The organism is Aeromicrobium panaciterrae (assembly GCF_031457275.1).
Classification (GTDB): domain Bacteria; phylum Actinomycetota; class Actinomycetes; order Propionibacteriales; family Nocardioidaceae; genus Aeromicrobium; species Aeromicrobium panaciterrae_A.
This window is the reverse complement of sequence record NZ_JAVDWH010000001.1, coordinates 706,494-724,723: the sequence shown is the minus strand read 5'-3', so window position 1 is coordinate 724,723 and position 18,230 is coordinate 706,494. Positions and strand designations below refer to the sequence as shown.

Here is an 18,230-nt window from a genome sequence, read left to right as displayed (position 1 = left end):
CCGAGCCCGGTGTCCAGACTCAGGCAGGTCGGATCTTGTCGCCCGCTGGGTCGAAGAGCGGCTTGAGCGACACCCGTACTGGGATTCGCCGACCGCCTACATCCAGTTCGTACGCCCCCTCACGAACGTACGCCGGATCGACAATCTGTCCTGACAGTCCATTGATCCAGGCCAGTCCGACTCCCGAGCCGATCGTCGCCCCCCACGAGCCAGACATCGCCTGACCAGCAGCGATGCCATCGCGTACGAGGAGCTCGCCGCCCCAGATCATGACGCTTGGGTCGTCGCAGGCGAAGGACACGATTCGGCGTGAGGCGCCGGTGGCTTTGGCCTTCTCGACAGCGGCGCGACCGATGAAATCGATGTCGGTGGCGAGCTTGCAGGTGAACGACAGTCCGGCCTCGACGGGGTTGATCTCGGGCGTCAACTCACGACCGAAGGCGCGATAGCCCTTCTCGAGTCGCATCGCCTCGATCGCGTAGTAGCCCGCATCGACGATCCCGAAGGCTGCACCCTCAACCTTGATCGCCTCATAGACCTGCAGCGCATCGTCGTTCTTGATGTAGAGCTCCCAGCCGAGCTCGCCGACGTACGTGATCCGGGTGGCCCGAATCGTTGCGCCAGCTAGCTGGATCTCCCGACTCATGCCGAACGCGAAACCGTCCTCGCTCAGGTCAGCATTCGTGAGCCGACTCAGGAGCGCTCGTGAATGCGGCCCCATCACGCCCAGAACCGATAGCCGGTCCGTGACATCGGCAACGTGTGCGTCCAGCCCGGCGGGGATGTTGCGGCGTATCCAGTCCTGGTCTCGCTCGGTGGTCGCCGAGCTGCTGACGAGGAAGTACTCGTCCGCGGCAACCCGGGTGACCGTCAGGTCCGACTCGTAGCCTCCCCGCGAGTTGAGCAGTGCGGTGTAGACCGTCTCGTCGTTCGCCACAGCAACGTCGTTGCTGCAGATCCACTGCAGGGCCGCTTCAGCATCAGCACCGTGCACGACGTATTTGGAGAACGAAGTCTGGTCGAACACCGCGACGGCCTCTCGGCATGCCTTCTGCTCGGCCGCCGACCATGGGAGCCAGTTCTGCTTGCCCCACGCGTATTGGATGACCGAATCCACGGCCGGCGGAGCAAAGAAGTTGGCGCGCTCCCAGCCCATCTTGCTGCCAAATCCCGCGTTGGCGTCGCGCAACCGCTCGTACAGGGGTGACGTACGTAGCGGTCGCGCCGTGTCGAACTCCCGATTAGGCCACGGCACGGCGTAGTGCAGACCGAGGACCTCCGCTACCCGAGCGCGGAGGTACTCCTTGTCGTTTTGGAACGGAGCAAACCGGCGGATGTCGACGGCCAGCAGATCGACACTCGGCTCGCCTTCGAGGATCCACTCGGCCAGGGCCCGACCAGCACCTCCTGCGGACGCGATGCCGACTGAGTTGAAGCCCGCGCCGACGAAGAATCCCCGGAGGCTCGGCGCTTCGCCGAGGATGAATTGGTTGTCGGGCGTGAAGCTCTCCGGCCCGTTGTAGAACTTGCGAATGCCTGTCTCGTGCAGCACCGGGATTCGCTCCAAGGCGCTGTCCATCAGGATCTGGAAGTGCTCCCAGTCCTCGCCGAGCAGCTGGAATTCGAACGGGTACGGGATCTCATCGGGAGCGACCCATGGTTTTGCGACAGGCTCGAAGCCGCCGACTACGAGTCCGCCGACTTCTTCCTTGAAGTACGTGTAGCCGTCGGGGTCACGCAGGATCGGCAGGTCGGGGCGCACACCCTCGATCTGGTCCGTGACGACATAGAAGTGCTCAGCGGAGTGCAGCGGAACGCTGACGCCGATCTTCGCGGCAAGATGGTGAGCCCACTGACCTGCACAGTTGACGACGATCTCGGCTTCGATGTCGCCTTGATCCGTACGCACGCCGGTCACTGCGCCGTCCTCGACGAGCACCTCAAGGACGCGCACGTGCTCGACCACGGTCGCGCCACGCCTACGGGCGCCGCGGGCAAGCGACTGAGTGACATCTGTGGGGTTGGCCGTGCCATCGCCGGGAAGCCAGAGACCGCCGACGAGATCCTCAGTGGCAATGAGCGGCCAGCGCTCACCTGCCTCCTCGGGCGTCAGCAGCTCGCACTCGAGGTTGTATGCCGTCGCGGTCGCGGCAGTACGGCGGAGCTGCTCCATCCGGTCCTCCGTACGGGCAACCGTGACGCCTCCACAGCGCTTGAACCCCGCGCTCAGTCCCGTCTCGGCCTCGAGCTGCTCGTACAGCGATGCGGAGTACTGCACCAGAGTCGTGCCCGACTGCGTCGCTCGAAGTTGGCCGACAAGTCCCGCGGCGTGCCAGGTCGTTCCGGACGACAGCTCTCCCTGCTCGAGCAGCACCACATCAGACTCACCGTTCAGAGTGAGGTGATAGGCCACGCTCGTGCCGACAATGCCGCCACCGATGATGACGATCCGGGCTCGACTGGGAATGCTCATGACGCCGCCGCCTCGAGCCAGGTTGCGAACTCGGGCGAGCGGAAGTCAGCGACCGCCTTGTCGAATCGCTCTTGCCCCCAGCCGTAGAAGTCGAAGTCGTCGTCCCGGGTCTCTGCCTGGATGAAGCCCCACAGCGACCATCCATAGCGGGACGTCACCGCCCTCAAGCGCGTGCGCGCGAGCAGCGCCGGCGATTCACGGCCGACGTACGCGGTCACCAACTCGGCGAGGTGGTCATCGTCGAGACCGCACTCCGTCCAGCAGTTGCCGAGCTCAAAGTACGGATCGTTGTTGCCGGAGTACTCGTAGTCGATCAGCCAGAGCTTGCTGCCGTCGTCGACGATGTTGCCGGCGAGCAGGTCGTTGTTGCAGGGCACCGACTCGACTGGATTGACCGAAAGCGCGCCCTGGATACGCGCGAAGTCTCTGCTGAAGTCCTCGTAGCCGTCCGGGATCTTGAACCCTCGATCGACACAGGTGCGAAGGTAGGTCGACTGCCGCACGAACATGTCGAAGTCGTTCTGAAAGCGCGGTCCGGAGTGCAGCGTGCGCAAGGCGATTGCCACGCGGTCCAAAGCGCCGGCTGTTCGCAGGTCGACATCGGTGAACGTGCGTCCCTCGATGAAGCCGATCACCAGCAACCCGAGGTCGGGCCGAAAGTCGACGTACGGCGCGCCCACCCCTGACGCCTCCGCGGCGCGGGTGTTGAAAGCCTCCGCCTCGCGATCGATGTCGAGCAGAGCCGAGTCGCTCAGGTTAAGCCTGGCTACGAACACACCATCAGGCGTGGTGACCTTGAGATTACGGTTGGTCAGCCCGCCCGACAGATCCTCAATTGTGCGTGGATTGCCTGCAAGCGCAGGGACCTGGTCGAGCAGTGCCTCCAGGTCCGTCATACGCGGAGCCTATCGATGCCGGCCGCTAAAGGTCTAGACGTAACGGTCACGTGAGCTCGACTCTGAGCTCGGTCGCGACCTGCGAACCGACACCGGTCTGAAGGCTGATGCGGGTGCGATCCGAGCGATAGCGATCGCGTGCGTATTCGACGACAACCCCGGCCGCAGTGGACGCCTTGCGCGTGACGAGCATCAGCGCCGTCCCAGGCTTCACCTCGAGCAGCGATGCGTGCTCGGGCGTCGAGATCTCGGGCTCGAGCGACTCCACCGCAGAGTCCGGGGCCAGGCTGTATGCACTGCGCATCAGCTCGTAGAGAGAGCCGGTCAACTTGTGGTCGAGCAGACCCGGGAACAGGTGCGCGGGGAGGTACGTCTCCTCCAGCGCAAGGGGCTCCCGTCGGGCCGAACGTACGCGTACGATCTCGATCGCCTGCTGACCCCGCGACACCTCGAGCCCGTCTGCGACATCAGCATCGGCCTCGACCAAGCGGGCGCGGATGACCCGCGCACCGGCCCGTACGTTGGCTCGCCTCATCTGCTCGGTGAACCCGGGCAATCCGGTGAGATCGACCTCAATGCGCGGCTCGCGGATGAAATTTCCGCCTGACCGGCCACGACGGCGTTCGATCCAACCCTGCTGTGCCAGCGAGCCGAGCGCTTGGCGAAGCGTCATTCGGCTCACCCCGAGGGCAGCAGCAAGACTTTCTTCTGGCGGGAGCTTGTCGTCCGGTCGCAGCTTGCCGGCCACAACGCGGGCCAGCAGCCACGAAGAGATGCGGGCATGTGAGGGTTCATCGGCTGTGGCGTCGAGGTCTGGCTTGTCACCCAGCGCCTCATCGTCGACAGCGAGAACCCTCACATGCCCGTCCTCGTCCTACCTCCCGCTACTGATCCTTGAAAGCCTCGATGACAGCCTCGTCAATCGTGTGCTTCGGACCGGTGAACCACTTCTTCGCCGACAGGTGCCACCACAGCGTCAGGAGGAGAAGCGCACCACCCGTCAGGATCGGCGCATAGTTGACGAACTTCCAGGAGAAGTTGTCATTCCACGGGGCCGCAGCCGGAGTGAACGGCAGGACGAAGTAGACCGAGATGACAGCGATCTCGGCGACCGCAACGAGGTTCATCCACTTGTACTTCTTGCCGTTGTTCCAGCTGCCGGGCTTGAACTCGTCACCCATCTTCCAACGGAGCCAGATCGGGATCAGGAACGCGAGATAGAGGCCGATCACCGCCACCGACACGACGGCGTAGAAGGCGATTGGGACGATGAGTGGAGCGTCCTTCGTGCCCAGGTTGACCTCGACCAAGGCGGGAAGGGTGATGAGCACACCAATGACCGCGACGAGGATAACGGCATTCGCCGGTACCTTCGCTGCAGTGACCTTCGACCAGATCTGCGATCCAGGAATCGCGCCGTCGCGACTGAACGCGAAGGTCATGCGCGATGCACTGGTGAGACAAGCGATCGTGCAGAAGAACTGCCCTGCCACCGAGATCGCCAACACCGTGACGTGCCACCCCTGACCAAGTGCCTGTCCGAAGATCAGGTCCACGCCGCCACCACCAGCAGTCACGGCGTCCTTGTCCTGAACCGCAAACAGGAATGCCAGAAGAAGGATCCAGCCACCCACGGCGGAGTAGAAGATCGAACGCCAGATTCCCTTGGCTGCTGCGTCAGAGGCATCGTGCGTCTCCTCAGACAGGTGAGCCGAAGCGTCGAAGCCAGTGATCGTGTACTGCGTGAGCAAGAACCCAAGCGGGAGGACGAGGAACCAATAGGTATGACCGCTCGTCGCCGCCTCGGCATAGCCTGAGTTGTTGACCTTCCCGCCAAACACCTCGCTGATTGCGAGGTGCGTCTTCGGGACAATCGCGAGAATCAACACGACAACCGCGACACCAGCCACGTGCCACCACACCGAGATGTTGTTGACGATCGCCAGCAGGTGCCCACTGAAGATGTTGAGTAGGGCAGCAATAGTCAAGATGATCACGAACAGTACGAACACGCGCTTGAGGCTGTAGTCGTCCGCCCATCCGCTGCTCAGAGTTCCGAGCGTGAGATCAAGGAATGTTGCGCACCCATATGCCACCGACGCGGTGACGGCAAGGAGGCCAATGAGGTTGAGCCAGCCGGTGAAGAAGCCTGCCGCTGGCCCGCCCATCTTGGAGGCCCACCAGTAGATTCCGCCCGAGGTCGGATAGGCCGAAACCAATTCCGACATGGTGAAGCCGATGATCAGGATAAAGATCGAGATGATTGGCCAGCCCCACGAGATGGCCACTGGGCCACCGTTGTTCCAAGCTTGGCCGAAGGTCGTGAAGCAACCCGCCAGGATCGAAATGATCGAAAAGGAGATCGCGAAGTTCGAGAAACTCGACCAGGAACGATTGAGCTCCTGCTTGTAGCCAAGCCTGGCGAGGTGTTGTTCATCCGCGCTGAGTTGATCCGCCATGTAAGTGCACCCAACTTTCAGTGAAGTTGCTGCATGCTAGCGCGGGCGTTGCCTTTGCATCTAGACCTTTGATGCACAAGTTACGAGCCGGACACACGACGGAATCAGTCGCGGCGCGCACCAAATACTCGCTATTCGTCAGCCGGCTTCGAAACAGCCTTCCGCAGCTGATCGCGTTCGTTCTTGAGACGCTTGACCTGGTTCTTGCGGCGCGCCAACCACAGGCTCATGGCCGTCAGGGCAAGCGCGGCCGCCGCTCCGATGATGACGCCAGCAAGCGTTCCAGCGCGGAAATTGGGTGCGTCGACGTCCATGATGCGTTCGCCGGCATGTGCCGCCTTGCTCGTGCCGAGCACGACCGAGAGGGTCAGCCAGTTGGGCGCCGCGAGCAGCAGCGCAATGAGGGTGACAATGATCCGCCAGGTCCAATTGAAGAACCGGCGACGGATCTGGAACAGGAGCAGCAACGGTACGAAGGTGAACACGAATCCGTAGAACAGACCCCACAACGTGCCATCCGTGAAATCACCCTTGACCTGGTCGGCGACCCGTTGCGCCCACCAGCGCGGGAAGAACGCGGCGGACACGCGGAACGCGATGAAAGCAGCGACGAGGGCGACCATGACCAGCACGATCCTCAGGACCCAGTTGGGCCCGTCACCCTCTGGGGCGTTGATCCGATCAGCAGGTTGGGCCCCAGCGGGAGCCTCCTTGTGAGGCTCGTCCTTGCTGGGCTCTGGCTTGGCGACCTCGTCCTGAGTCATGGCCACATCATGGCATCACCGCCTCGCGGTCGCCACGGCTCAGACTCCGGCGAGGACCTGCCATTCAGACTTTCCGACTTTGCCGGTCTGCTCCAGACCCGCATCAGCTTGAAGCTTCTTGACCGCATCGATCGTGACCGCCCCGAAGTAGCCGTTGCGATCTGCGGGTGCCAATCCGAGGGCGAGCTGCAAGAACGCCGTCGCCTTGCCGACTGACTTCTCGCGCAGCGTCGAGTCTCCGTAGTGCTCGAGCCCGTACGCAGCTGCTTCCTCCGCGGTGTAGCCAGCCGTGACGTCATCCGTCGCCTTGGACGGGAAGAGCGATGCCCATGTCGGGTCGTCCAACGTTCCGGTGATCGGCAGGTCGTGCGCCAGCTGATAGGCGCGGATTGCGACACGCGTGTCCGCGTCGAAAACCTTGGTCTGCTTGACCTTGAGAGCCGCCTGGGCTGACACCACGGTCGAGGCCTTCGACCCGAGTTGGATGAGCGTATTGGGGTGCTTGCGGACCGGAGTTGTGGTCGCGGGGCAAGGCTTGGTGTTTGGGGTCGACCGGATCACAGCGGTCGCCCCCGCGAAGACGATGCAGGGGCCGTAGTCCGTCGGCTGCAGCTCCCCGGTCCAGAACGAGGTGTTGCCGCGAGTGCCGTTCCAGCTGAACGAGATGTGGATGTGGTCGGTGTGGCCCGAGCTCTCGCGCCACCCGTCCGACTCGCGATAGACGGCCCAGATCTTCTTGTTGTAGATCACGTACATGATCCCGAGACGCTTGGCCTTGGCACCATGGTTCGCCGTGAGCCACGCAAGGAAGTCAGCCGCGGCCTTCTTCTCACTGGCGTCATTGACGTTGACCATCCAGTCCCACGCGCGGCCATCCGCATGCTCGGACGTGCCTTCGTTGCACTTGCGCGCGGTGTTGCCAGCGCCACCCTCCTGATAGGTCTCGAGAACGAGCGCGCGGAGTTTCCTGATGCCTGGCGGGGTGCTCGGCTGGCACGAGATCTGCGGTACGTACTTGGGAGTTGCGTCGAGCGCCGAGGGCAGCGTGACCGGGGCCTTGAGGCCCTTGGGGCTGGTTGGGAACGTGACCGGCGGGCTTCCGGCGGCCTCAGCGGAGACGAACATGCCAAGGCACAGGACCGTACTGAAGGCGATCAGAAGCAGTCGGCGCATGGGTTCCCTCCTCCGCATCGACCTTCGATGATACGCACCATTAGTCACTTCTGTAACAGGAACGATCGGGAGACGAAGAGGTCGGAAGGCTGGGATAGGTTCGAACCGTGCGAATCGCGACCTGGAACGTCAACTCCATCCGCAGCCGCATCGACCGTGTTGTCGCTTGGCTCGAGGCCAACGATGTCGATGTCTTGGCCATCCAGGAGACCAAGTGCCGCGAAGACCAGTTCCCCGGCCTTGAGTTGTCGGCCCTGGGCTACGAATACGTGCATTTCGGCCTCAATCAGTGGAACGGCGTCGCGCTGATCTCACGTGTCGGCCTCGAAGACGTCGCCATGTCATACGCCGACGACCAGCCGCACTTCGGTGATCCGGCACATCTCGAAGCTCGCTCGATCGGGGCGACCTGCGGAGGAGTTCGAGTCTGGAGCTTCTACGTGCCCAACGGCCGTACGCTCGACGACCCCCACTACACCTACAAACTCGCCTGGCTCGAGCGATTGCACGCAGCCTCCAGCCAGTGGCTCGCCGACGACCCGCAGGCGCAGATCGCGATGGTCGGTGACTGGAACGTTGCACCTACCGACGAAGACGTCTGGGACATGTCGGTCTTCGAGGGCCACACCCACGTCTCGGTTCCCGAGCGCGAGGCGTTCCAGGCGATCGTCGACGCGGGATACGCCGACGTCGTACGGCCCCACACGCCCGGCCCGGGTGTCTACACCTACTGGGACTATCAGCAGTTGGCGTTCCCCAAGAAGCGCGGACTGCGCATCGATTTCATCCTGGCGTCGCCAGCGCTGGCCGCTCGCGTCGATTCCGCGTTCATCGACCGCGAAGAACGCAAGGGCAAGGGCCCCAGCGACCACGCCCCCGTGGTCATCGACATCAGCTGACGCACCCCGTCCTGCGATAGCCTTCGGCAACGCAGCGACGAAGGAACTCCGTTGTCCCTAGACATGGCAATCATCGGCCTCGGGTACGTCGGACTTCCGCTTGCCCAACAGGCGTCCCGATCCGGACTTCGGGTCGCTGGCTTCGACATGGACAAGGCCATGGTCGACTCACTCAACAGCGGCGTGAGTCACGTCGACGACCTCTCGGATGACGACGTCGCCGAGATGATGAAACGTGGCTTCACTGCCTCTGCCGACGAGAGCGTGCTCGCCGAGGCGGATGCAATCGTCATCTGCGTCCCGACTCCGCTGTCGGTCGAAGGCGAGCCCGATCTCGCTGCCGTCACCGCGGCAACAGCCTCGATCTCCCGCCATTTGCGGTCCGGTCAGCTGGTCGTGCTGGAGTCGACGACGTATCCGGGTACGACGGACGAGGTGGTGCGCCCGATCCTGGAGCAGGGCGGTCTCGTCGCGGGCAAGGACTTCCACCTCGCCTTCAGCCCCGAGCGGGTCGACCCGGGCAACCCGACGTACGGCATCGCCAACACCCCAAAGGTCGTCGGTGGCCACACGCCCACCTGCACCGAAGTCGCGACCGCGTTCTACGGCCGCTTCATCGACACGGTTGTCCCGTCGAAGGGGACGCGTGAAGCCGAGATGACCAAGCTGCTCGAGAACACCTACCGCCACATCAACATTGCGCTGGTCAACGAGATGGCTCAGTTCTGCCACGACATGGACATCGATCTATGGGAGGTCATCCGCAATGCTGCGACCAAGCCGTTCGGGTTTCAGGCGTTCTATCCCGGGCCCGGCGTCGGTGGCCAGTGCATCCCAATCGACCCCAACTACCTGTCCTACAAGGTCCACGCGACCCTCGGTCGACCATTCCAGCTCATCGAGCTGGCGCAGACCATCAACCTGCAGATGCCGTCGTACATCGTCGATCGCATCACCAGCCTGCTCAACGACGAAGGCAAGCCTCTTCGCGGATCGACCATTCTGCTCCTGGGCGTGACGTACAAACCCAACATCGCCGACAAGCGGGAGTCGCCCGCGATCCCTCTGGCTCAGTTGCTGCTGGACAAGGGGGCGAACCTGGTCTTCCACGACCCGCACGTAGAGGAATGGGCACCCAACGGGACGAGCGTCCCGCGCGCGACCGATCTCGACGAGGTGCTGGCAACCGCGGATCTATCGGTCCTGCTGCAGAATCACCACGAGTACGACCTCGCCTCGATCGCAACAACGGCCAAACGCCTATTCGACACCAAGGGCGCCATCGACCATCCCTCGGTCGAGCGACTCTGAGGCCGTACGGTCAGCTCAGCCAGTCGGGCCTCAGCGGCCAGTCGGCGTTCCCCATCTCGTCGGCCTTGACCGCGAGCACGTGATGGAGCTCGATTTCGTTGCGCTCGAATGCCAGCCGCGAGCCAGCCATGTAGATGCCCCACACCTTCGCGCGACCGAGACTGACTTCCTCGAGCGCCTCATCCCAGTGTTCGACGAGGTTGTCGCACCAGCCATGGAGGGTCATCGCGTAGTGCTCGCGCAGATTCTCGACGTGACGCACTTCGAGGCCGACGTCCTGAGCTGCCGTCGTGATGCGGCCAACTCCGTTCAGCTCGCCGTCGGGGAACACGTACCGGTCGATGAACGCACCCGTCGACATCGTCTTGTTGTGGGGGCGAGTGATGCAGTGGTTGAGGATGCGGCCGCCGGTCTTGACGTGATCTCGCATGAACGTGAAGTACGACGCGTAGTTCTTGACGCCGATGTGCTCTGTCAGCCCGATCGAGCTGATGGCGTCGAAGCCCGTCTCTGTGACGTCGCGATAGTCCATGAATCGCACCTCGGCCAAGTCCTCGAGCCCCTGGCGCTTGATCTCCTCCTGAGCCCAGCTCGCCTGCTCCTGTGACAGCGTCACGCCGAGCACTTTGACGCCGTAATGCTTCGCAGCGTGGCGGACCATGCCGCCCCAGCCGCAGCCGATGTCGAGCAGTCGCTGCCCCGGCTGGAGGTTGAGCTTGCGGGCGACGAGGTCGTACTTCTCGTACTGCGCCTCCTCGAGCGTTGATTCGAGCGTCGGGAACACCGCGCAGGTGTAGGTCATCGACGGGCCGAGCACGAGCTCGTAGAAGCGGTTGGACACGTCGTAGTGGTGGTGGATCGCCTCGGCATCGCGCTTCTTGTTGTGCCGCAGCCCCTCGAGCGCACGCCGCCATTTGGGCAGGTGCTCTTCCTCTGGCGGTGGCGGCGGCTTGAGATTGCCGAAGCCGAGACTGCGAATGATCTGCAACATTTCGGGCGCCGACGGCATCTTGAAGCGGAGCTGGCTCATCATCAGCACCATCGCGTCATACGGATTGCCTGGGTGCACGCCCTCGAGCTCGAGGTCACCCGAGACGTACGCGCGAGCGAAGCCGAGATCGCCAGGCGACGTCATCAGGTACGCCAGGCCTCTCTCGTTCAACAGACGAATCGTGATGGGGGCGTCCTCCGGTCCACCGACACTGCCGTCGAATGCCTCGAAGCGGAACGGCAGCCCGTCCTTCATCAACCTGCCGAGTGCGTCGGCGATCGAGAGTCGTATGCCTACATCTGTTGTCATGAGTTCCTCACCGCTTTCTCGTACAGAGTGCTGAGTCGTCCCTCGGGGTCGTAGCGACGACGCGCAGCGGCGAGGGTCTCGCCGCCATACATCTGCTCGAAGGTGTCCTGGTCATAGAACGCCTCGGAGTACAGAGACTTGTGTCCGCCCAACTTCTGGACGGCTTCCTCGATCCGCCGGTTGACCGAGCCGGGCTCGGCGTCGGCCGGGACCTCGACGGTGCCCCAAAAGCCAGCATTGACATAGGTTGCCCCGGGATCGAGCGGGTAAACGGGCCAGGCGCGAGTTGTTCGCAGCGGGCACAGCCACACGGGCCGCATGCCGACCTCGGCATCGAACCACTCGAGGAACTCTGGAAGCCGGTCGACCGGCACCTCGATGTCCTGGATGACGCGCTCGCGGCCCGGCACCTTCTTGATGCGATCGATCAACCGGCTGAGGCCGACCTTCTCGTCGAGTGCCACGATCCGGTGATAGACGTCGCTACGTCGCCAGCGTCGTGGCCAGATGCGACGTAGCCAACGGTTCTGCGCACCGAACGCACCCGAACACCAGAACCAGTCGGTGTCCCAGCGCCAGATGTACTGCTCCATCGTCACGGCGTCGGTTTCGCGCCGCTGGATCGATTTGTAGTAGATCTGCTGGCCTGTGTAGTCGCTCGGCCTGCGCTGCACATCGTTCGTGAAGTTAGCGAGCGTCAGGTAGATCTCGTCCGGGCTGAACGCCGTGCCGTCGAGGCCGTCGACCCGCACGCCCTCCCACTCACCGGAGTCGGCGATCGCCTCAATCGTCTTGACCGCGGACGCGGCGTCGGCCATCCGTATGTGGCGCAATGCGGCACGAGCCGGCACCTTCTCGAGCTTGATCTTGAGCCGAGTCGTGTAGCCGAGGCTGCCGTACGAGTTGGGGAACGCGTCGAACAGATCCGCGTGATCGTTGTCCGGAGTTGCCGTGATGACCTCGCCGGAACCGGTGAGAATGTCCATCTCGAGCACTGACTCATGCGGCAGTCCGCTGCGAAATGACGTTGACTCGATGCCAAGGCCCGTGACCGCTCCACCGAGGGTGATCGTCTTGAGTTGAGGCACGACGTACGGCATCAGCCCTCGCGGCAGGGTTTCGGCAACCAGATGCTCGTACGTGCACATCCCCTGCACATCAGCCGTCAGCGCATTGATGTCGATCTCGATCACGCCGTCGAGTCCGCTGACATCCAGCCCACTGATCGAGGAATCGCGAGGGCGAAACAGGTTGGAGGTCTTCTTGGCGAGGCGTACGCGATCGCCGGCCGGGATGCGTCCGAATGATTCCCCGAGCCGGTCAACAGCGGTGTGATGCGCTTGCCAACCCCTCACACCTGAAGATTACGACTGTTTGAGAAATCTCAAAGCGGCGGCGTAGCCCTCAAGGCCCATGCCGACGACTACAGCGACCGCGATGTCGCTGAGGTAGGACTTGTGACGGAAGGTTTCGCGCGCGTAGACGTTGCTGAGGTGCACCTCGACCAGCGGACCGGCGAGCTGGCTCGCGGCATCGCGTACGGCCACTGAGGTGTGGGTCCAGGCGCCAGCGTTGAGGATCACGGATGCACCGGAGTCGGCCGCATCGTGGAGCCAGCCGATCATCTCGGATTCGGTGTCGGTCTGACGAACTTCGACGTCAAGTCCGGTCTCCTCGGCAACTTCCGCGCAGCGCGCGACCAGGTCGCCGTACGTCGCGGTGCCGTAGATGTCAGGCTCGCGTACGCCGAGACGACCGAGGTTGGGTCCGTTGAGGACGAGGACGTTCATGAGCTCCCCAGCTGCCAGATCAGTGCTTCGCCACCGTCTTCGGCAGCACTCAGATCGTACGCGCGTTCGTCCGTCAGACGCGCCTCATCGCCGCCGGTCAGAGTGGTGTCATCGAGCCGGATCGAGCCTTTCGTGACGTGGACAAGGCTCCTCGGGCTGGCTGGCACGGTGATCGAGTCGCCTGCTGCGAGTCGAACGACGAACAGTTCTGCCGCCGCATGGACGCCGATCACAGGTGTCAGCCCACGAGGCTCGACCACGGCGTCGACGTACTCCGGTTTGGCGTCATACGACGACCGCAGCATCATCTGTACGAAGACGAGCGGCTCATCTTGCGAGGCGTTCTGCTCCGTGTGCTGCACGCCGGTGCCTGCGCTGAGTCGTTGCGCCGTGCCAGGGCGGACCACTCCGCGATGACCGGTCGAGTCGGCATGCATCAGAACGCCCTCAAGAACCCAGGTCACGATCTCGACATCAGCGTGGTGGTGCTGGTCGTAGCCCTCCGCCGGGTCGATGGTCTCGGTGTTGATCGCGATCAGCGGTCCGAATCCGATGTTGTCGGGGTCGTAGTGCGCACCGTACGAGAAGCTGTGCCGGGTCATCACCCCGTCACCGTCGGTTTGGTAGCGCTCGTCGGCGCGGCGGATCTCACGCATAACCGAGCTCATGCAGTCGATCGTCTTCGATACCGAAATGGTGCGCGATCTCGTGCACCACCGTGATGCCTACTTCTTCGATCACGTCCGCCTCGGTGTCGCAGATCGCCAGCGTCGGGTTGCGGTAGACGAAGATGCGATCCGGCATGGCGCCGCCGTACGTACTGTCGCGCTCCGTGAGCGGGATCCCGTCGTACAAACCGAGCAGATCGGGCTCGTCGGCTGGCGCGTCATCCTCGATGAACAGCACGACATTGTCGAGCAGCGCAGCCAACTCAGCCGGTACCGCAGCGAATGCGGCCTCGACGAGCTCGGCGAACCGATCCTCGCTGATCTCGACCATGCCTCCATCCTGCCCGATCCGGTTTGGGAGCCACCTTGCTCACCCACTATGCTGGACTGGTTTTCTGGCCCCCATCGTCTAGCGGCCTAGGACGCCGCCCTTTCACGGCGGTAGCACGGGTTCGAATCCCGTTGGGGGTACCAAAGTTTCAACGCCAACTTCGAGTTCCTGACCGGATTCGAACCGGTGTCTACGGCTTTGCAGGCCGTCGCCTTGCCTCTCGGCCACAAGAACCAGCGCACCGACACGCGCCTCAGTCGAGTGCTGCCAACTGGGCGCGCGTCGGTACGTACGGACTGAACCGCAGCGGCATACCCGCTTCGGTCGGCGTGCGGTCACCCTTGCGGTTGTTGCACCGCTCGCATGCCGCGACGGTGTTGATCCATTCCCAAAGGCCACCGCGCGAGGCGGGCAGAACATGATCGACCGTCTCGGCGCGACCTCCGCAGTACGCGCATTTGTGCCGGTCGCGTTGAAGCAGGTTCTGACGAGACCAAGCTGCATCTCGATAGAGCCACTTCGCAGCGACGTACCGCACCAGCCGAATCACACTCGGCCATGGATGCGGGCCGATCATGCGATCGGCCCGTCCCTCCTCAACAATTGCGACCTCGCGGAAGAGCATCCGGACAGCGTGCTTGAACGGCACGCTGCCCAATCGCTCGTAGGAGGCGTTCAGGAGCGCTACTTGAGTACTCACCGTCAACCTCCTTTCACTAGTTGAAACGGTTCATCCCTTGACGCACATCAACGTCTGGAGACGAGCGACCACCTCTACGAGGTCGGTCTGCGCCTCCATCACTGCCTCGAGCGACTTGTAGGCGCCCGGGATCTCGTCGACGACGCCGACGTCCTTGCGGCACTCGACACCGGCTGTCTGTGCAACCAAATCTTCGACGGTGAATGTCTTGCGCGCCTTTGTCCGCGACATACGCCGTCCCGCGCCATGCGACGCCGAGCAGTAGCTCTGGGTGTTGCCCAGTCCCCGCACGACATAGGAGCCCGTTCCCATCGAACCGGGGATCAGGCCATACTCGCCCGACTTCGCCGAGATCGCCCCCTTGCGGGTGACGATCAGGTCCACGCCGTCGTACGTCTCCTCGCTGACGTAGTTGTGGTGCGCACTCACCTGCTCGCCAAATGAGACCTCGCGGCCCAAACGACCGAAGTACTCACGGACCACTCCCTGGAACAGAGCCATCATCACGGCACGATTGCGCGCTGCGTAGTCCTGCGCCCAGTACAAGTCGCGCAGGTAGGCATCCATCTGCGGAGTTCCAGCGAGGAACACAGCCAGATCACGATCTGGCAGATCGAGATTGTGCTCCAAACCCTTGGCTCCGTTGATGTGTCGCTCGGCGACCTCCTTGCCGATGTTGCGCGAACCCGAGTGCAGCATCAGCCACACTCGACCATCGCCATCGACGGTGAGCTCGATGAAGTGGTTGCCACCTCCGAGCGTTCCCATCTGCTTCATGGCCCGCGACTCACGGTCTTGCACACCAGGGTGAAGGTCGCGGAAGCCCGCCCAGAACGCATCCCAACCGACACCTACACCGGTGTCGGGTGCACTCTCGTGAGCCGAGAAGCCGACCGGAATCGTCGCCTCGACCGCAGCACGAAGAGCGCCCAGGTCATCGGGCAGGTCGGCAACAAACAAGTCCGTCAGAACTGCCTGCATGCCGCAGCCGATGTCGACGCCAACAGCTGCTGGCGACACGGCGTTCTTCATCGCAACCACCGAGCCAACCGTTGCGCCCTTGCCGAGGTGGACGTCCGGCATGACACGGAGCCCGTGGACCCATGGCAGCCGAGAGATGTTGCGCAGCTGGTCTAGAGCAGCGCTCTCCACCTCTTCGGGCGAGGCCCACATGAGCGTCTCGGCTCCTGCGCCCTCGAGCGCAACTGGAAATGTCGTGGCCATGGGCCACCTCCTTCTGTTGATTGATCGTTGATGTATCTCTTGAACGTGCCTCCACCTGGACTCGAACCAGGCAGTCCGGCTTCGGACGCCGGGCGGTAGATCCACTACTGGAGGCCGGAACGGATGACGAGAATCGAACTCGCTCCTCGGACATGGAACGCCCGCGTGCCGCCACAACACTTCATCCGCATCGAGCCGGTGGAGAGAGTCGAACTCTCGACTTCCTCTTTACGAGAGAGGCACTCTGGCCACTGAGTTACACCGGCTGGGGTGTCCGACCGGATTCGAACCGGCGCCGTCTCCGTCACAAGGAGATGTGCTGCCGCTACACCACGGACACAGCACGCTCGGGAGGAATCGAACCTCCGTCTCCGACTTCGTAGGCCGGCGTCGTGTCCTCTGGACCACGAGCGTAGGTGGCTGCTGGGACCGAGTCCCTTTCGCGCGCAGCCTGCACGGTCAGGCGACGGCCATCTTGGATGGCCGTCCCCGACGCTTCACACCGGACTGAGGAATGCCCTCCGCCAGGAGAACGCCACCCCAGACACCGGTCTCGGCCCGAGCCATGGCGATGGTGCGGCACAGGGTCCGCACGGCGCAGCCATCGCAAATCGCGGTAGCTGCTGCCAGGGCTTCATCATCGGCAGGGAAGAACATGTCCGGATCGATGCCGGCACATGCCCATGCAACGTTCGGCGTCGGGTGCTCGTAGGCGCCGTTCACCGCAGTCGTGTTGAGGATCAGCGCGAACTGCTCCTCCTTGCGTTCCTTCTTCATGTGCCGTCACCTCCTTCAAATGTTTGGTGGCACAGTGCCTCGCCCGGGATTCGAACCCGGAGCCCACGGAGTAAAAGTCCGCTGCACAGCCAGTCGTGCTCGCGAGGCGAAATGGTTGCGGGGCCACGAGTTGAACGTGGACCGACGGGCTTATGAGACCCATGGCGTCTCCCGACACCCGCATTGGTTTTTGACGTGCTGAGCTGCGGATCGAGGAGTTGAACCTCGGTCTCCCGATTCAGAGCCGGGCATCCGTGCCACTGGACCAATCCGCATTGAGCTGCTCGACCAGGACTCGAACCTGGGCGCATCCGGGTAACAACCGGCCGCTCTGCCATCTGAGCTATCGAGCATTCGCCCGAAGGCCAGTGGGTCCGCGAGGAATCGAACCTCGCCCTGCCGGGATTCAACCGGCCGCGCCGCCTACAACGCCTCAGACCCGTGGTCGGCTGAGAGGGACTCGAACCCCCGCTCCACTCCTTGTAAGAGAGCTGCTCTGCCACTGAGCTACCAGCCGTCTGCCCGGCCAGAATCGAACTGGCGTTTCCTCGATATCAGCGAGGTGACCTGACCATTGGTCGACAGGCAAGTCCGGGTGGAGGGACTCGAACCCCCGATCCCCTGCTCCCAAAGCAGGTGGCCTAGCCGCTGGCCTACACCCGGTAAGTACTCGCCCGGGGATTCGAACCCCGATCCTCCGGTTTCTGAGACCGGCGCCTCTGCCAGTTGGGCTAGGCGAGCGTGGAGCAGATACCGGGACTCGAACCCGGGGCCTCGACCATGGCAAGGTCGCGCTCTAACCAACTGAGCTACATCTGCGTGGAGCGACAGGGAGTCGAACCCTGCGGAGTCTTCTTGCAAGGAAGTCTTGGACCCCGGTCCCCGCCCCGTCGTACGTACCTCGTGCGGGGGTCGAACCCGCCATCTCCTGGTTGAGAACCAGGCGTCCTGCCGCTAGACCAACGAGGCGTGGCACCGTGGACGAGGATCGAACTCGCGCGGCCCGGATTGAAAGTCCGAATTGGCAACCAACAGCCACCACGGCACAGCGCTCCGTACGGGACTCGAACCCGTGATCTTCCGCTCGACAGGCGGGTGTCCACTCCACTGGACCGACAGAGCTTGGCGGAAGACGGTGGAGTCGAACCACACACCGTGAGGTGCCTCCCGGTTAGCAACCGGGCGCACCGCCACCGGTGCATCGTCATCCACAGCGGAGGCAGAGGGACTCGAACCCCCAAGCGATTCGCACCGCCAGCCGTTTTCAAAACGGTGTCCTCGTCCAGCCGGACTACCTCCATATGTGCCCCACCAAGGAATCGAACCTTGCTCTCCGGATTAAGAGTCCGGAGCATCACCGCAATGCTTGCGAGGCGTGGTGCGCCGGGCAGGGCTCGAACCTGCATACCCCGAAGGGACCTGGGTTACGGCCAAGCGGGCTACCAATTGCCCAACCGACGCATGT

The 18,230-nt window shown here is 63.3% G+C and carries 16 protein-coding genes and 22 tRNA genes; 3 read left to right on the top strand and 35 right to left on the bottom strand.

Annotated elements, in window-relative coordinates; translation table 11 throughout:
• Positions 1-19: 19 nt before the first annotated feature.
• The 6 genes from J2X11_RS03755 to J2X11_RS03730 form a co-directional block, all read right to left on the bottom strand.
• Entirely contained in the window at positions 20-2,473 is a 2,454-nt protein-coding gene (locus J2X11_RS03755; RefSeq protein ID WP_309966873.1) for a GcvT family protein, read from the bottom strand.
• Positions 2,470-3,369, bottom strand: coding sequence for a phosphotransferase (locus tag J2X11_RS03750; RefSeq protein ID WP_309966871.1), 900 nt, complete (start codon positions 3,367-3,369; stop codon positions 2,470-2,472). The genes J2X11_RS03755 and J2X11_RS03750 overlap by 4 nt, the downstream gene beginning before the upstream one ends.
• 46 nt (positions 3,370-3,415) lie before the next feature.
• The gene (locus tag J2X11_RS03745; RefSeq protein ID WP_309966868.1) at positions 3,416-4,228 is read right to left on the bottom strand and encodes a GntR family transcriptional regulator; all 813 of its coding nucleotides are present in this window, start codon (positions 4,226-4,228) and stop codon (positions 3,416-3,418) included.
• Between the two features lie 25 nt (positions 4,229-4,253).
• On the bottom strand, positions 4,254-5,828 hold the full coding sequence (locus J2X11_RS03740; protein WP_309966866.1) for an amino acid permease: 1,575 nt from the start codon (positions 5,826-5,828) through the stop codon (positions 4,254-4,256).
• Between the two features lie 131 nt (positions 5,829-5,959).
• Positions 5,960-6,592, bottom strand: a complete 633-nt coding sequence (locus J2X11_RS03735; RefSeq protein ID WP_309966865.1) for a hypothetical protein — start codon at positions 6,590-6,592, stop codon at positions 5,960-5,962.
• A 39-nt stretch (positions 6,593-6,631) separates the two neighbouring features.
• On the bottom strand, positions 6,632-7,765 hold the full coding sequence (locus tag J2X11_RS03730; protein WP_309966863.1) for a peptidoglycan-binding domain-containing protein: 1,134 nt from the start codon (positions 7,763-7,765) through the stop codon (positions 6,632-6,634).
• Positions 7,766-7,872: 107 nt separating this feature from the next.
• On the opposite strand from J2X11_RS03730, the gene J2X11_RS03725 reads away from it, so the two are divergent.
• Together J2X11_RS03725 and J2X11_RS03720 are read left to right on the top strand one after the other, a co-directional pair.
• Positions 7,873-8,664: an exodeoxyribonuclease III gene (locus tag J2X11_RS03725; RefSeq protein WP_309966861.1), complete on the top strand. Its 792-nt coding sequence runs from the start codon at positions 7,873-7,875 to the stop codon at positions 8,662-8,664.
• A gap of 63 nt (positions 8,665-8,727) precedes the next feature.
• Positions 8,728-9,975, top strand: a complete 1,248-nt coding sequence (locus tag J2X11_RS03720) for a nucleotide sugar dehydrogenase (protein WP_309966859.1) — start codon at positions 8,728-8,730, stop codon at positions 9,973-9,975.
• Between the two features lie 10 nt (positions 9,976-9,985).
• On the opposite strand, the gene J2X11_RS03715 is transcribed toward J2X11_RS03720, so the two are convergent.
• From J2X11_RS03715 to J2X11_RS03695, 5 genes are read right to left on the bottom strand one after another with little or no spacing between them, the layout of a single operon-like run.
• Positions 9,986-11,275 carry a cyclopropane-fatty-acyl-phospholipid synthase family protein gene (locus J2X11_RS03715; RefSeq protein WP_309966857.1) on the bottom strand — a complete coding sequence of 430 codons (1,290 nt, stop codon included), beginning with the start codon at positions 11,273-11,275 and terminating at the stop codon, positions 9,986-9,988.
• A complete protein-coding gene (locus J2X11_RS03710) occupies positions 11,272-12,630 on the bottom strand; it encodes an FAD-binding oxidoreductase (protein WP_309966855.1) in 1,359 nt (452 codons plus the stop codon). The genes J2X11_RS03715 and J2X11_RS03710 overlap by 4 nt, the downstream gene beginning before the upstream one ends.
• Before the next feature lie 9 nt (positions 12,631-12,639).
• Positions 12,640-13,065 (bottom strand): type II 3-dehydroquinate dehydratase, encoded by a 426-nt coding sequence (gene aroQ / locus J2X11_RS03705; RefSeq protein WP_309966853.1) that lies wholly within the window; start codon positions 13,063-13,065, stop codon positions 12,640-12,642.
• On the bottom strand, positions 13,062-13,733 hold the full coding sequence (locus J2X11_RS03700; RefSeq protein ID WP_309966851.1) for a pirin family protein: 672 nt from the start codon (positions 13,731-13,733) through the stop codon (positions 13,062-13,064). Before J2X11_RS03700 ends, aroQ begins: the two co-directional genes overlap by 4 nt.
• On the bottom strand, positions 13,714-14,064 hold the full coding sequence (locus tag J2X11_RS03695) for a metallopeptidase family protein (RefSeq protein WP_309966849.1): 351 nt from the start codon (positions 14,062-14,064) through the stop codon (positions 13,714-13,716). The genes J2X11_RS03700 and J2X11_RS03695 overlap by 20 nt, the downstream gene beginning before the upstream one ends.
• Positions 14,065-14,131: 67 nt before the next feature.
• On the opposite strand from J2X11_RS03695, the gene J2X11_RS03690 reads away from it, so the two are divergent.
• A tRNA-Glu gene (locus tag J2X11_RS03690) sits at positions 14,132-14,207 on the top strand.
• Between the two features lie 20 nt (positions 14,208-14,227).
• Here J2X11_RS03690 and J2X11_RS03685 read toward each other — a convergent pair.
• The 24 genes from J2X11_RS03685 to J2X11_RS03570 form a co-directional block, all read right to left on the bottom strand.
• A tRNA-Cys gene (locus J2X11_RS03685) sits at positions 14,228-14,298 on the bottom strand.
• 19 nt (positions 14,299-14,317) lie between these two features.
• Positions 14,318-14,764, bottom strand: a complete 447-nt coding sequence (locus J2X11_RS03680; protein WP_309966847.1) for an HNH endonuclease — start codon at positions 14,762-14,764, stop codon at positions 14,318-14,320.
• 30 nt (positions 14,765-14,794) lie between these two features.
• A complete protein-coding gene (locus J2X11_RS03675) occupies positions 14,795-15,988 on the bottom strand; it encodes an RtcB family protein (RefSeq protein WP_309966845.1) in 1,194 nt (397 codons plus the stop codon).
• A gap of 118 nt (positions 15,989-16,106) precedes the next feature.
• Positions 16,107-16,177 (bottom strand) — tRNA-Gly (locus J2X11_RS03670).
• Between the two features lie 4 nt (positions 16,178-16,181).
• Positions 16,182-16,254 (bottom strand) — tRNA-Thr (locus J2X11_RS03665).
• Positions 16,255-16,328: transfer RNA gene (locus tag J2X11_RS03660), tRNA-His, on the bottom strand.
• 2 nt (positions 16,329-16,330) lie between these two features.
• A tRNA-Arg gene (locus J2X11_RS03655) sits at positions 16,331-16,402 on the bottom strand.
• A 45-nt stretch (positions 16,403-16,447) separates the two neighbouring features.
• Positions 16,448-16,765, bottom strand: coding sequence for a WhiB family transcriptional regulator (locus tag J2X11_RS03650; protein WP_309966843.1), 318 nt, complete (start codon positions 16,763-16,765; stop codon positions 16,448-16,450).
• 35 nt (positions 16,766-16,800) lie between these two features.
• A tRNA-Lys gene (locus J2X11_RS03645) sits at positions 16,801-16,873 on the bottom strand.
• A 95-nt stretch (positions 16,874-16,968) separates the two neighbouring features.
• Positions 16,969-17,040: transfer RNA gene (locus tag J2X11_RS03640), tRNA-Gln, on the bottom strand.
• 5 nt (positions 17,041-17,045) lie between these two features.
• A tRNA-Asn gene (locus J2X11_RS03635) sits at positions 17,046-17,118 on the bottom strand.
• A 16-nt stretch (positions 17,119-17,134) separates the two neighbouring features.
• Positions 17,135-17,206 (bottom strand) — tRNA-Phe (locus J2X11_RS03630).
• Position 17,207: 1 nt separating this feature from the next.
• A tRNA-Val gene (locus tag J2X11_RS03625) sits at positions 17,208-17,282 on the bottom strand.
• Positions 17,283-17,354: transfer RNA gene (locus J2X11_RS03620), tRNA-Ile, on the bottom strand.
• Position 17,355: 1 nt separating this feature from the next.
• Positions 17,356-17,428 (bottom strand) — tRNA-Pro (locus tag J2X11_RS03615).
• A gap of 4 nt (positions 17,429-17,432) precedes the next feature.
• A tRNA-Leu gene (locus J2X11_RS03610) sits at positions 17,433-17,506 on the bottom strand.
• Position 17,507: 1 nt separating this feature from the next.
• Positions 17,508-17,584: transfer RNA gene (locus tag J2X11_RS03605), tRNA-Gly, on the bottom strand.
• 78 nt (positions 17,585-17,662) lie between these two features.
• Positions 17,663-17,734 (bottom strand) — tRNA-Glu (locus tag J2X11_RS03600).
• Position 17,735: 1 nt separating this feature from the next.
• Positions 17,736-17,810: transfer RNA gene (locus J2X11_RS03595), tRNA-Glu, on the bottom strand.
• A gap of 4 nt (positions 17,811-17,814) precedes the next feature.
• Positions 17,815-17,887, bottom strand: a tRNA-Asp gene (locus J2X11_RS03590).
• Between the two features lies 1 nt (position 17,888).
• A tRNA-Ser gene (locus J2X11_RS03585) sits at positions 17,889-17,975 on the bottom strand.
• 4 nt (positions 17,976-17,979) lie between these two features.
• Positions 17,980-18,064 (bottom strand) — tRNA-Ser (locus J2X11_RS03580).
• 5 nt (positions 18,065-18,069) lie between these two features.
• Positions 18,070-18,140 (bottom strand) — tRNA-Lys (locus tag J2X11_RS03575).
• Position 18,141: 1 nt separating this feature from the next.
• A tRNA-Tyr gene (locus tag J2X11_RS03570) sits at positions 18,142-18,226 on the bottom strand.
• Positions 18,227-18,230 lie beyond the last annotated feature (4 nt).

What these genes read in the sequence shown, in the direction of transcription:
- J2X11_RS03740 (WP_309966866.1), bottom strand. Translation starts at nt 5,828, where the DNA reads ATGGCGGATCAACTCAGCGCGGATGAACAACACCTCGCCAGGCTTGGC.
- J2X11_RS03700 (WP_309966851.1), bottom strand. Translation starts at nt 13,733, where the DNA reads ATGAGCTCGGTTATGCGTGAGATCCGCCGCGCCGACGAGCGCTACCAA.
- J2X11_RS03730 (WP_309966863.1), bottom strand. Translation starts at nt 7,765, where the DNA reads ATGCGCCGACTGCTTCTGATCGCCTTCAGTACGGTCCTGTGCCTTGGC.
- J2X11_RS03695 (WP_309966849.1), bottom strand. Translation starts at nt 14,064, where the DNA reads ATGGTCGAGATCAGCGAGGATCGGTTCGCCGAGCTCGTCGAGGCCGCA.
- J2X11_RS03650 (WP_309966843.1), bottom strand. Translation starts at nt 16,765, where the DNA reads ATGAAGAAGGAACGCAAGGAGGAGCAGTTCGCGCTGATCCTCAACACG.
- J2X11_RS03675 (WP_309966845.1), bottom strand. Translation starts at nt 15,988, where the DNA reads ATGGCCACGACATTTCCAGTTGCGCTCGAGGGCGCAGGAGCCGAGACG.
- aroQ (WP_309966853.1), bottom strand. Translation starts at nt 13,065, where the DNA reads ATGAACGTCCTCGTCCTCAACGGACCCAACCTCGGTCGTCTCGGCGTA.
- J2X11_RS03720 (WP_309966859.1), top strand. Translation starts at nt 8,728, where the DNA reads ATGGCAATCATCGGCCTCGGGTACGTCGGACTTCCGCTTGCCCAACAG.
- J2X11_RS03735 (WP_309966865.1), bottom strand. Translation starts at nt 6,592, where the DNA reads ATGACTCAGGACGAGGTCGCCAAGCCAGAGCCCAGCAAGGACGAGCCT.
- J2X11_RS03755 (WP_309966873.1), bottom strand. Translation starts at nt 2,473, where the DNA reads ATGAGCATTCCCAGTCGAGCCCGGATCGTCATCATCGGTGGCGGCATT.
- J2X11_RS03715 (WP_309966857.1), bottom strand. Translation starts at nt 11,275, where the DNA reads ATGACAACAGATGTAGGCATACGACTCTCGATCGCCGACGCACTCGGC.
- J2X11_RS03750 (WP_309966871.1), bottom strand. Translation starts at nt 3,369, where the DNA reads ATGACGGACCTGGAGGCACTGCTCGACCAGGTCCCTGCGCTTGCAGGC.